Origin of the sequence: uncultured Wocania sp. (assembly GCF_964021735.1) — a bacterium.
Classification (GTDB): Bacteria; Bacteroidota; Bacteroidia; order Flavobacteriales; family Flavobacteriaceae; genus Wocania_A.
The window spans coordinates 19,046-33,156 of the sequence record NZ_CAXIBN010000012.1 but is presented as its reverse complement, the minus strand read 5'-3'; the positions used below and the strand labels follow the sequence as shown (position 1 = coordinate 33,156).

Genomic DNA, 14,111 nt, shown 5'->3' with positions numbered 1-14,111 from the left:
AAACTAAAAACTATTTTATGAAAAAACTATTTACTTTTTTAGTGTTATTATCTACGGTTTGTTTTTGTTTTGAGACGCATGCACAAAGTAGCAGCAAAACAATAACAGGAACTGTGCTCGATGATAGCAATACACCAGCATTGGGTGTAAACATTGTTGTAGAGGGGACATCTACAGGAACAACAACAGATTTTGATGGAAATTATTCTATTAAAATACCAGATGGAGGAACCGCACTTACATTCTCTTTTTTAGGATTTAAAACTCAAACGGTTATAATCGGTAATCAAACCACTATTAATATAACCTTAGAAACTGATACTTCTGCTTTAGATGAAATAGTGGTTGTAGCTTATGGTACAGAAAAGAAAGAGACTGTTACATCTTCTATTACAGAAATTAAGTCGGATAAATTAACCGATGTAACAGTGCCAGAATTAGCTACTATGTTGCAAGGTAAGGTAGCTGGTGTACAGATTTTACCAAGCAACGGTTCGCCTGGAGACTCTCCAAATATTCTTATTAGAGGGAGGTCTTCAATCAATTCAACTAACTCCCCTTTATGGGTTTTAGATGGAGTAATTATTGGGAATTCTGACCCTAAATTAAATCCTTATGATGTTGAAAGCATATCCGTATTAAAAGATGCGTCTGCAACAGCTTTATATGGTAATAGGGGGGCTAATGGTGTAATTATAGTAACTACTAAAAGAGGTAAAATTGGAGATAAGCCAAGAATGAACGTATATCTAAAAACAGCTATAAATCAATTTAATCCTGGAAATTTTGAGGTTATGAATTCTCAGCAATTGTTTGATTATCATACGGATCTTGGTAACGAAAACACATGGTTTACAGAAGATTTATTAGATAGAGATTATGATTGGATTGATGGTGCTACTCAAGATGCTTTTGTGAAAGATGGGGCTGTTACATTTACATCGGCTACAGAAACACATAGTTTATATTTATCTACAGGTTTTTATAATGAAGAAGGTACGGTAATTGGTAATGAACTTAACAGATATACATTTCGAACCAATTTAGATTATAAAATATCAGATAAATTAACTATTAAACCAAAACTTAATTTTGTGTTTGATAGAAGAGATAAACAAAATCAGGCTCCTTTATATGAAGCCTATTTGAATATGCCATGGGACTTACCCTTTGCATCAGATGGTTCGGTAGTAAATGCAAACCAAGCGCAAGGCGATGATTGGTTAGGTAGAGATAAGAGGAATTTTTTCTATGATAGACAATGGAATTATTCAGATTCCAGATCATTCGATTTATTTACTAGTTTTGATTTTGAGTATAAATTACTTCCCAATCTTACCTATGTTTCTACAAACAACTTTAGATATGGGACTTTTGAATCATTCAGTTATACCGATCCAAGGTCCAACGGAGGAAGGACGACGAACGGTTCTATAACTGATAATACGTTTAGAAGCTTAAATCGATTTACAAATCAAATGTTAAAATACTCCAACACGTTTAACGAAAACCATACTGTTAATATTTTAGCTGCTTATGAGTACAATGATAGTAGTTCAAAAAATATAACGACGAGGTCAGAAAATGTGGTAGTAAACGGAGAAGTGCAAAGTGTAGGTTTAAAACCAGCTGCTGCTGATGGTAGTGCAAGTGAAGCAGCACAACAATCTGTTTTATTATCAGCAGGTTACGATTACAAAAGTAAATATTTTGTAAGAGGATCTTTAAGGGTTGATGGTGCTTCTGCTTTTGCTAAAGACTATCGTTATGGGGAGTTTTATTCCATAGCAGCAGGTTGGAATATCCATAAAGAAGATTTTTTAAATGTAGAACAAATAAATGCCTTAAAGCTAAGAGCTAGTCATGGTGCTGTAGGAAATCAACCTGGAGGTTTTGGGTTTTTGAGCACATACGATGTTAAATTCCAGTATGCTGGTTTAATTGCGGCAAAACCACTGCGCCTAGGGACTGAGAATTTAACATGGGAAAAAGCTATAGAAACTAACGTAGGAATAGACGCAACTTTATTTAGCGCTTTAGATTTTACTATAGATTACTACAATAAAGAAAACTCTGGGTTACTTTATTTTAGAGCATTATCTGACCAGACTGGTTTTAGTGGTAGGTTTGAGAATATTGGGTCGATTACTAATAAAGGTTTAGAAATAGCTGCATATGCCTTTATTGTTAATAAAGAAGATTTTGGTATTGATTTTGGATTTAATTTAAGTTTTAACAAAAATAGAATTGAAGAACTTGCAGATGGAACGGATATTATTTCTGGATCTACTATCCTCAAGGAAGGTGAAGAATTTGGTACCTTTTACATGAGAAAATGGTTAGGAGTTAACCCTGGCGACGGAGCCCCTGTGTACGAAAAAATTGAAGATGATGGTACTGTTGTTACCACTGCAGATTATAATGATGCTACGGTTCAAATAGTTGGAGCCTCTAATCCTGATTTTATTGGAGGATTTAATACTAATATAAGATATAAAGCTTTTAACTTAAGTTCTAATTGGAGTTTTTCTTATGGTGCTGAGTTGTACAATACTTCACGTAATTTATTTGATTCTGATGGGTTTTATTTACAATTCAATCAAATGGTATTACCTGATGGTTGGAGCAGGTGGAAACAACCTGGTGACATCGTTACGCATCCTAAACCTAGAGTTGGAGGTTACTCAGGTAGTAACCAAACATCTTCACGTTATTTAGAAGATGGAAGTTATTTACGTCTTAATAACATAAGCTTATCTTATGACCTACCAGAGTCATTACTAGATCGCTTAGGTATAGCAAGAGCAAACATCTATTTAACAGGAGACAATTTAGTAACATTTACCAAATTTTCTGGAGTTGACCCAACTATTGGTGGAGCCGGTGGTTTTACAAGTTTAGGTTATCCTGTTCCAAGAAGATATGCATTAGGTCTTAATATTACGTTTTAATTAAAAAAATTAAGCATGAAAAAAATAATTTATATATCATTACTAGCAATCACAGTTGTATTTACTTCATGTGATTTAGATAGAAGTCCCTTTACTGAAATATCAGCAGATGACTTATTTGAAGACCCTGGCGCTGCCCAAACAGCCACCCTTGGTAATTATTTATTTTTAAAAGGAGATAAAGGTTATGATGGATGGTCTGATGATTTGCATAGAATGTCTGAATATTCTGGAGATAATGTTATGATAAGTGGTGGAACTACAGATCCATTATTCTTTTTTTATAACTATCAGAGAAACCCAAACAATTCTAGAAATAATAGGTTTTGGAGTAATTCTTTTAAAGCCATAGTTGGAACAAATAGAGTTATTGAAAGTTTAACAGAAGGCAGTTCTGACGAAGAAGACCAGGTTATTGGAGAAAATTACTATATAAGAGGTTTGGTTTTCTTTCAAATGGGGAATGTTTTTGGAAAACCTTATAATCAAGGTACTGATAATTTATCAATTCCTCTAAAATTAACATCTGAAATAACTGATTTACCTGATAGAAATACAGTTGGCGAGGTTTATAGTCAAGTTCTTTCAGATTTGTTAAAAGCAGAAGCTTTAATGAGTATTAACAAAGGAGCGTCCTTTGCTTCTAAAGAAGCGGCACAAGCATTATTATCTAGAGTTTATTTATATATGGGAGATAATGCAAAAGCCATTGAATATGCAGATAAAGTTATTAATTCTGGAGTTTACTCGCTTTTACCTTCTAATCGTTTTGCGATAATGAACACACTTACTCCTGCAGAAAATGAAGAAGCCATCTTTTCTATTACTTTAACAAAAGGTATTGATATTCCTGGTAATGAAGATTGGTTTACAATAGGGTCTTTTTATGCCAAAATTGATGGTGTAGGCTGGGGAGAGATGTATGCGTCTCAAACATATTTAGAGCTATTAGATAAAAATGAAGGAGATTTAAGAAAAAACTTTATCGATCCTCAATATTTACTAGATGGTAATGGACAAAAAATCCCTGCTGTGTATTGGGTAGATGAAAGTTCATATACTTATGAATTCGCAAGAACCACAGATAGTGGAGGTACGGTTACTTTTAATTTTTCTGGAAGCAACTATACTCTTCAATCTGAGCTTGTTAGTGGGGAAACAGTGTATTACTTTAATGGGCCAAATGGAAGACAAGATGTAACTTTTGATTTTGATATAGATAAGCGTAACGGATATCCAAAGTTCTTCATTCTTAAAGCATCTCAACAAGAGAATGATTTACATCTTTGGTCACCAACAGTATCTCGTTTAGCCGAAATGTATTTAAACAAAGCTGAAGCATTAGCTAAGCAAGGAGCTGATCAAGTAGCAATTGATAATATTAATGTATTAAGAAATAGAGCACAAGTACCGTCATATACATTGGCAACTATACCTACCGGACAAACAGTATTAGATGTTGTTTTAGAGGAGCGTCAATTAGAATTGGCTTTTGAAGGACATAGGAAGTTTGATGTTTATAGAAATGGAAGGACAATGGATAGAAGGTATCCAGGAACACATTTAAATAATGCAAATCCGTTTTTTGAAATAGAAGCTACCAATAATGTTATTATTGAGTTTATTCCTGAACAGCAAATTTTAATACAACCTTCGTTGATTCAAAATGATTAATAACATATAGCTTCTGAACAGTTTGTATTTTTTAAATACACTGTTCAGAAGTATTATAAAACTAAATATTTATGAAAAAATTAATAATAATGCGTAAAAAGAGAACATTAACAGTTGCTACTTTTTTTACAATAGTCACGTTTTTGGCAGCAGTTTATTCATGTACGCCAGATAAAGTACTTATAGATACAAGTCTTAAATTACCACCTGTACCATTAGATTCTACAGGTTGGACAGTAGTAGATTATACCAGTCAAGAAGACAATGATGGAGAAGGAGTTGGTAACGGAAGAGTTATTAATACGTTTGATAGAAATGCAGATACGTTTTGGCATACGTGTTGGTACGGTTGTACTGCAATACCTCCACATTATTTTGTTATAGACATGTTAGAATCTAAAGAAATTAATGGTTTTATTTTTACGCAGAGACAGTCACTTTCTAGAAATATTGAAATTTGTTCTATAGATATTAGTACTGATAACTCTAGTTGGACTTCTTTAGGGGAATTTAATTTAGAAAAAGTAAAGGCTGCTCAAGACAGACCATTAGATCAAACTGTTACTGCTCGCTATGTTAGATTTAATGTTGTTAAAGTATATGATGGAACAAATAATGCCGCTTTGGCGGAAATAGCTCCATATTTTTAAATTACCTTATATTTAAATATAAGCCCAAAGAGTATTTTTTTGGGCTTATACCATTTTAACAAAGCCGTTTTATGCCTAACATAAATATATTCAAATAATAGTGATAATTCTATTAGAATTTAATACCTGATGAAAAAATATATTTTATACGGATTATTACTTTGTTTGCTATCATGTAGTGACAATATAGATAGTCTAAAATCAGATCAGTTATTTACAAAAGTACCAGCTCAAATATCTGGAGTAACTTTTGAAAATAAAATTTTAGAATCCGAGAAATTGCATTACTACAAATACCAGTATATATATATAGGAGGAGGAGTAGCAGCAGCTGATTTTAATAATGATGGACTACAAGACCTTTTCTTTACTTCTAATATATATCCTAATAAGCTGTTTTTAAATAAAGGTAATTTTAAGTTTGAAGATATTACAGAGCAAGCAGGTATTGTAAAACGAACAGGTTTTGATACTGGTGTGTCTATTGCTGATGTTAATAATGATGGGTTTTTAGATATTTATATTAATAGAGCAGGCTGGTATAAGGGAGATGAGCGTTTGGCAAATATGCTTTATATGAATAATGGAGATTTAACCTTTACAGAGAAAGCTGCTGCATATGGATTAGCTGATTCAAATAGATCGATATCATCTACTTTTTTTGATTATGATAAAGATGGCGATTTAGATTTATATATCACTAATGCTCCTTCAGATTTTAATTTATCGGGAGCTTTATTGGATTTAGAGCAAATTCAAAAGCAAAAAGAAGAAATAAAAGCATCAAAAAGTACTGATAAACTTTACAGAAATAATGGAAATGACCAATTTGAAGATGTTTCTGAAACTGCTGGTATTATTCCAGATCTAGGTTTTGGACTACATGCCCAAGTTGGTGATTTTAATAATGATGGTTGGCCAGATATTTATGTTAGCAATGATTTTATTATGCCAGACTTTGCATATATAAATAATGGGGACGGAACATTTACCAATAAAAATGAAGAGCTTTTTAAGCATATCTCATACTATAGTATGGGAGCAGATTTTGCAGACATCAATAACGATGGGTTGTTAGATTTGATGGTTGCCGATATGAGTCCAGAGGATTACGTCCGTTCAAAAACTACCATGTCTATGATGTCAATAGATAGGTTTGATGCAATGACTAACAATAGTTATCATTATCAATACATGCATAATGTTATGCAGGTAAACAATGGAAATGGTACGTTTAGTGAAATAGCAAATATGTCTGGAGTGGCAAAAACCGATTGGAGTTGGGCTACATTATTTGCTGATTTCGATTTGGATGGTTATAATGATTTGTACGTAACCAATGGTGTTTATAGAGATGTTGTAGATAGAGATGCAAATAATGAAATCAATGCATATATTGAGAAAAACAAAGCAAGCCTAAAAGAAAAAGATTTTTTTGATTTTACACAAAAATTACCACAGCAAAAGCTTACTAACTATTTGTTTAAGAATAAAGGCAATTTACAATTTGATAATAAAACAGACGATTGGGCTGATGAGTCTCCTAGCTTTTCAAATGGAGCTGTATATGTAGATTTAGATAATGATGGCGATTTAGATATTGTTACAAATAATTTAGATGAAAATGCTACTGTACTACGTAATAATGCTACTACTCTAACAAAGAATAACTATATAAAATTCAAGTTTAAAGGAACTACAAAAAATAAATTTGGAGTAGGTACAGTTGTTAAAATACATCAAAAAAACGGACATATATTAACAAGAGAACTAGTAAATTCTAGAGGTTATTTATCTTCAATGTCAAATACATTACACTTTGGTTTAGGGTTAGATGCAACAATTCCTAGAATAGAAATTACTTGGAATGATGGTAAAACACAAACTTTAAAGAATGTTAAAGCAAATCAAACCTTAATAGTTAGCCATTCTGAAAGTATTAAGCTTGCAGAAAATACAAATACAGCTAAAAAGGAAAGATTATTTACTGAGTGTGATTTTGATTTTTCACATCAAGAAATACCGTTTAAAGATTACGATAAACAATTATTATTACCACACAAATTATCACAAACAGGACCCGCAGTTGCGTCTACAGATTTAAATGGAGATGGACTAGACGATATTTTTATAGGAGGGGCACATCAGCAATCTGCTCAACTATTAATTGGAAATAGAGATGGAACCTTTAAAGCAATATCTATATTAGATTTTACAAAAGACAGTAAATACGAAGATGTTTCCGCTTGTTTTTTTGATGCAGATAATGATGGTGACGATGATTTATATGTGGTAAGCGGAAGCTATGAATTTGATGAAGATTCAGATTTACTTCAAGACAGACTTTATATTAATCATGGTAATTATAATTTTAAACGCTCAAATTCAAGATTACCAGTGTTAAAGTCATCAGGTTCAGTTGTAAGTGCTTCAGATTATGATAATGATGGTGATATAGACCTTTTTGTAGGTAGTCGTGTTATTCCAGGAAAATATCCATATGCCCCAGTTAATTATCTTCTTATTAATGAAAAAGGAACCTTTGTAGATGGGACAAAACAATATGCCCAGGATGTTGAAAAAGTAGGAATGGTTACAGATGCTCAATGGAATGATATAGATAATGACAATGATTTAGATTTAATTATAACTGGAGAGTGGATGGGAATCGAAATTTTTGCAAATAACAATGGACATCTTTCAAGAGATAATAATTATTCTGACTTAGCATTAACGAAGGGTTGGTGGAATAAAATCCTAATTGAGGATATTGATGGAGATGGAGATCAAGATATTGTTGCTGGTAATTTAGGTCTTAACTATAAATTTCATGCTTCAAAAGAAAAACCATTTCATGTCTACACAAATGATTTTGATAATAATGGAACTGAAGATATTGTCTTAGCCAAATACTATAATTCAAAACAAGTGCCTGTAAGGGGTAAATCCTGTACATCACAGCAAATGCCATTTCTAAAAGAAAAAATTAAGACTTATAACGAATTTGCAAACTCAGATTTGGTAGGCATTCTAGGAGAGGAAATTAATTCGTCATTACATTATGAAGCAACAGAATTCCAATCAGGTATTTTTTATAATGAAGGAAATAATCAATTTAGTTTTTCTGCATTCCCAATAGAAGCACAAACAGCTCCCATTAACAGTATTATTTATAAAGATTTTGATGGAGATGATGTGAAGGATCTTTTAATGGCAGGAAATAATTATCATTCAGAAGTTGAAACAACACGTGCTGATGCTGGAGTCGGGGTATTTTTTAAAGGAACAACAAATAAAGACTTTAAATACATATCTAATAGGCAAATAGGTTTATACGCAGATTCTGATGTTAGAGCTTTAACCTATTTAAAAACAGCAGACGGTAATCTTGTGTTGATTTCAAACAATAATAATAAACATCAATTATATAAAGTTTTTAATAATTTATAGCATGTATATAGTAAAAACACGAATAAATTTATTGGGTTCAAACCTCCTATTAATATTCTTAATTAATATTTTAATTTCTTGCAGTTCTTGTTCTCAACATGATAGTTCTTCAGAAATAAAACTAGAAGAAGAAACAGAAGCATTAGAGTTAACAAAAGCAATTCCGATTGGATCAAATAGTTGGGTAGTAAACAATTTAACTCAAGACAATAGTGTTGTATCTGATTCTGGGATACATAATTGGACATCTTTAGATGACGTTATTCGTGCTTATGTTAAAACAGGTGCAGGGAAATTAAATTTAGGCTTTAAAATTAAATCACCAGAAACATCTAAAATAAAGGTAACAGTCGGGAGCGTTTCAAAAGAAATAACGGTTTCCAACAGCACATATAAAATCGAAGAAGTTGGAACCTTTACAGTTCCTGCTGGCTATAATTATATAGAAATTCAAGGATTAGAAAAGTCTGGAACTTATATAGGGGATATTAATGAGATACTGTTTGGGGGCGCTGCTGTTGCTTCAGGAATAACATTTGTCCCTACAAATAACTTTCACTTTGGAAGAAGAGGACCATCAGTTCATATGAGTTATGAAGAGCCAGAGGGTAAAAATGTACAATGGTTTTATAACGAAGTTACTGTTCCTGAAGGAGAAGATCAATTAGGTACATTTTTTATGGCAAATGGTCATGCTGAAGGTTATTTCGGAATGCAAGTTAATTCAGCTTCAGAAAGGCGCGTTTTGTTTTCCATTTGGAGTGCCTTTAGTACTGATGACCCTAATCAAATCCCAGAAGATTATAAGGTTACTAATTTAGGGAATGGAACAGGTGTAACTGTTCAGGATTTTGGTAATGAAGGCTCAGGCATACAATCTTTTATTGATGTAGATTGGAAAGCTGGGGTAACATACAAGTTTTTACTAAAAGGTGAACCTTCTATTGGCGTTTCTGGATCTACAGATTATACAGGGTATTTTTATGACCCTGAGGTTGGAGACTGGCAATTAATTGCTAGCCTCAGAAGACCAAAAACAGACACTCATTTGTCAAGATTACACTCATTCTTAGAAAATTTTAATCCCAGTACTGGATATCTTTCTAGAAAAGTAAATTACGGAAATCAATGGGCATATACTACCGATAATACATGGACAGAAATGATAAATGGTACATTTACTGTTGATGCAACAGCTGCGAATGGAGAAAGATTAGACTTTGAAGGAGGTACAAATGGTAATAAATTCTTTTTAAAAAACTGTGGTTTCTTTAACGCTAATGTACAACCTAATACAGCTTTTACAAGAACGGTATCAGGTGTTGTTCCCAACATAGATTTTACTACCCTAGAAGTTCCTAAACTCCCAGATCCTCCTGCTTCAGTAACATTGTTAGACAGAAGCACATGGACAATTTCAGATTTTAGTACTCAAGAAGACAATGGAGGTGAAGGAGATACTGGTAGAGCTGCTGATATTTTAGACGGTAATTTAGAGACTTATTGGCATTCTTGTTGGAGCGGTTGTACAGCAACAGCACCGCATTATATTGTTATAGATATGGGGGCAGAAATAGAAGTTGAAGGTATACGATTTGCCCAAAGGCAAACATTGTCTAGAGCTGTAAAAGATATTGAAATACAAATAAGCTCTGATAATACAACTTGGGAAAGTATGGGTGATTTCACATTACAAAATGTTGTCACAGAGCAAGACATAGATTTTGGAGCTACAAAAACATATAGATACCTAAAGGTTATAATAAAAGCATCACATGACGGTACCGATAATGCAGCAATGGCTGAAATTATGGGATACACAAAATAGCATTTTATTTGAGTTAGTTTTTTTTCATTAAGCCTCTGGTTGTTTTTATAATCAGGGGCTTTGCCTTTTATAAAACTAAAAAGGTTGTTTTTTATGTGTTAAAAATAAAACCTAACAAAGGGTGCCCAAGGGTCAGCATAAATACTTTTATCGGCATCATATAAAACATCGTATCTAACACCAAGTGTTACATTGCCACTTCTGTAACCAGCACCAATAAATAAAGCAGGAGCCCAATAATTTTCTTTATCTAAGTTTAAATTAACATCGTAGGTTCTGTTAACGTTAAGTTCTTCAAATTCTGCTGATAGTTGTAATTCGTTTATAACATTAAACAAACCAATTAAGCTGCCACCTAAAATGGTTGATTTATACACTCTTTTTTGATTATTGAATGTGGCGTTAAGTCCAACACCTAGGGCTAAACTTTTGTTAAATTCATAAATAGTGCTTGGGGCAATAGTAGTACTAAAATAGCCGTCACCAAAACTTAAGCCAACACCACCACCAAATCTAACTTGATTCCAAAAATCACTAGTTTTCTGCTGTGCCATTATAACATTAGCAGTTATAAAAAAGCATAAAAAAATTAGTCTAGATTTTTTATTTTTAAATGAATACATAATCATGTAAAATTAGAAATAATCAAGAACTTAATACTAAACAAGGACTTATTTCTAAAACAGTTAATAATTACTTATAAATATAATAAAAGAAACACCTAATTTTAGTAAAAGTTGTATTTTTGGAAAATATTTTGACGAACCTTTTCGGTATTAAAAATAATAATGGATAAATTTTCATTTTTAAACGCAGCACATACAGCATATTTTGCTGATTTATACGACCAATATTTACAAAATCCAGACACGGTAGAGCCTAGTTGGAGAGCATTCTTTCAAGGATATGATTTTGGTACAGAGAATTACGGATTAGAAGGCGAAATTATTGAAGGTGTTTCTACCCAAATTCCAGAGTATGTTCAAAAAGAATTCCAAGTTGTTAGGCTAATTGATGGCTACAGAATGCGAGGGCACTTGTTTACTAAAACTAACCCTGTTAGAGATCGCCGTACATACTCGCCTACTTTAGAGTTAAATAATTTTAATCTGTCTGAAAGTGATCTAGATACTGTATTTAATGCAGGTGAAATTTTAGGAATTGGTGCTAAAACTTTACGCGAAATTATCACACATTTAGATAATATTTATTGTAGTTCTATTGGTGTAGAGTATATGTATTTGCGTAATCCTGAGGTTATTAAATGGTGGCAAGATCAATTAAATAAAAATGATAATCAGCCTAATTTCTCAGCAAAAACTAAAAAATATATACTTTCAAAATTAAATCAAGCCGTTACTTTCGAAAACTTTTTGCAAACCAAATATGTGGGGCAAAAACGTTTTTCTTTAGAAGGTGGAGAATCTTTAATCCCCGCTATAAGCAATATGCTTTTTTATGCCGTTGAAAAATATGGTGTAAAAGAATGTGTTTTAGGTATGGCACACCGTGGACGATTAAGTACACTTGTAAATATATTTAGAAAACCAATGAACGAGCTTTTTAGTGAGTTTGATGGAAAAGATTTTGAAGACGAAAACATTGATGGAGATGTAAAATATCACTTAGGATTAACACTTGATAAAACTTACCAAAACGGAAAGAATATCAAGATGAATTTAGTGCCAAATCCATCACATTTAGAAACTGTTGCATCAGTTGCTCAAGGTATTACCAGAGCAAAAATAGATTCTGATTATGAAGGAGATGACTCTAAAATAATTCCAATAATTGTACATGGAGATGCCGCAATTGCTGGACAAGGTATTGTGTACGAAGTGGCCCAAATGAGCCAATTAAATGGCTATAAAACAGGAGGTACGGTGCATATTGTTGTAAACAACCAAATAGGTTTTACAACCAATTATTTAGATGCACGATCAAGCACTTATTGTACCGATGTTGCAAAGGTAACACTCTCACCAGTTTTACACGTAAATGCTGATGATGCTGAAGCCGTTGTGCATGCTGTAGAAATGGCTTTGGATTACAGAATGCGTTATAAAAAAGACGTATATATAGATTTATTGGGATATAGAAAATATGGGCATAATGAAGGTGACGAACCTAGATTTACACAGCCTAAACTATATAAGAATATTTCGAAGCATCAAAATCCGTTTAAAATTTATTCGGATAAACTCATTGCAGAAAACACAATTGATAAAGCATATTTAGATAAAATAGTTTCAGATTTTAAAGACACTTTAGAAAGTCAATATACAAAATCAAAAGAAGCAGAATCATCTAAAGTAAGAGAATTTATGCAAGAACGTTGGACAGCGTTTGAGCGTCAAGGACTAGATGCGATGCTCGAATTAGTTGAAACAAATTATCCAAAAGAAAAGTTAGAGCATATATCAAAAGTCGTTTCAACAGTGCCAAAAGGTGTTAAGTTTTTACGTAAAGCAGAACGTATTTTAGATGGTAGAGCAAAAATGGTTTTTGAAACCGATACGCTAGATTGGGGAATGGCAGAGACTTTGGCTTATGGTAGTTTGATGGAAGAAGGTTTTAATGTGCGTATATCTGGGCAAGATGTAGAGCGAGGTACGTTTAGTCATCGTCACGCTATTTTAAGAGACGAAATTTCTGAAGAGCGTATAAATCTTTTAAATATAAACCCAGAAAGCAAAGGTAAAATGGATATTTATAATTCATTTTTATCTGAATATGGTGTGTTAGGTTTCGATTATGGGTATGCTATGGCAAACCCAAATACATTAACCATTTGGGAAGCACAATTTGGAGATTTTAGTAATGGAGCTCAAATTATTTTCGATCAATATTTATCGGCAGCAGAAGATAAATGGAAATCACAAAATGGGATAGTTGTATTGTTACCACATGGTTACGAAGGACAAGGGTCTGAGCATTCATCAGCAAGAATAGAACGTTATTTACAACTATGTGGTGAAGACAATATGATAGTCGCAGACTGTACAACACCTGCAAATTTTTTCCATTTATTACGTCGTCAAATGAAACGTGATTTCAGAAAACCTTTAATTGTATTTACACCAAAAAGCTTATTACGTCATCCTAAAGCAGTTTCATCTATAAAAGATTTATCAACAGGAGCTTTTGAAGAAGTTATAGACGATACAGTAAATCCAAAAAATATAAAAAAAATAGTATTCTGTACAGGTAAATTCTATTACGATTTATTAGCTGAAAGAGAAAAACTAAATAATGATACTGTGGCATTAGTGAGAATAGAACAATTATTTCCATTGCATTTAGAAAAAATTCAACAAGCAATTAATCGTTATCCAAACGTTGAAAATTATGTTTGGGCACAAGAAGAACCTAAGAATATGGGAGCTTGGAGTTATATTATGCAACGTATGGATTTGGTTAAGCTAGAAGTTTGTTCAAGACCATACAATTCTGTTCCAGCACCAGGGTCTAGTACTCGAGATAAAAGAAGGCAACAACGTGTTATAAACGCTGTTTTCAATATAGAAAATTAAAAGTGATATTTATAAAATTCATATA

7 protein-coding genes are annotated in these 14,111 nt (G+C 32.6%); 6 read left to right on the top strand and 1 reads right to left on the bottom strand.

Annotated elements, in window-relative coordinates; genetic code table 11:
* Positions 1–17 precede the first annotated feature (17 nt).
* From AADI82_RS02290 to AADI82_RS02270, 5 genes are all read left to right on the top strand, one after another.
* On the top strand, positions 18–2,951 hold the full coding sequence (locus tag AADI82_RS02290) for a TonB-dependent receptor (protein ID WP_341214850.1): 2,934 nt from the start codon (positions 18–20) through the stop codon (positions 2,949–2,951).
* A 15-nt stretch (positions 2,952–2,966) separates the two neighbouring features.
* On the top strand, positions 2,967–4,625 hold the full coding sequence (locus AADI82_RS02285) for a RagB/SusD family nutrient uptake outer membrane protein (RefSeq protein ID WP_341214849.1): 1,659 nt from the start codon (positions 2,967–2,969) through the stop codon (positions 4,623–4,625).
* Between the two features lie 71 nt (positions 4,626–4,696).
* Positions 4,697–5,275, top strand: coding sequence for a discoidin domain-containing protein (locus AADI82_RS02280; protein ID WP_341214848.1), 579 nt, complete (start codon positions 4,697–4,699; stop codon positions 5,273–5,275).
* Between the two features lie 129 nt (positions 5,276–5,404).
* Positions 5,405–8,725, top strand: coding sequence for a VCBS repeat-containing protein (locus AADI82_RS02275; protein ID WP_341214847.1), 3,321 nt, complete (start codon positions 5,405–5,407; stop codon positions 8,723–8,725).
* Position 8,726: 1 nt separating this feature from the next.
* Complete coding sequence (locus tag AADI82_RS02270) at positions 8,727–10,553, top strand: DUF3472 domain-containing protein (RefSeq protein WP_341214846.1); 1,827 nt, start codon at positions 8,727–8,729, stop codon at positions 10,551–10,553.
* A gap of 98 nt (positions 10,554–10,651) precedes the next feature.
* On the opposite strand, the gene AADI82_RS02265 is transcribed toward AADI82_RS02270, so the two are convergent.
* A complete protein-coding gene (locus AADI82_RS02265; RefSeq protein ID WP_341214845.1) occupies positions 10,652–11,107 on the bottom strand; it encodes an alpha-ketoglutarate decarboxylase in 456 nt (151 codons plus the stop codon).
* A gap of 234 nt (positions 11,108–11,341) precedes the next feature.
* Between AADI82_RS02265 and AADI82_RS02260 the strand changes: the two genes are divergently transcribed.
* A complete protein-coding gene (locus tag AADI82_RS02260; protein ID WP_341214844.1) occupies positions 11,342–14,086 on the top strand; it encodes a 2-oxoglutarate dehydrogenase E1 component in 2,745 nt (914 codons plus the stop codon).
* Positions 14,087–14,111 lie beyond the last annotated feature (25 nt).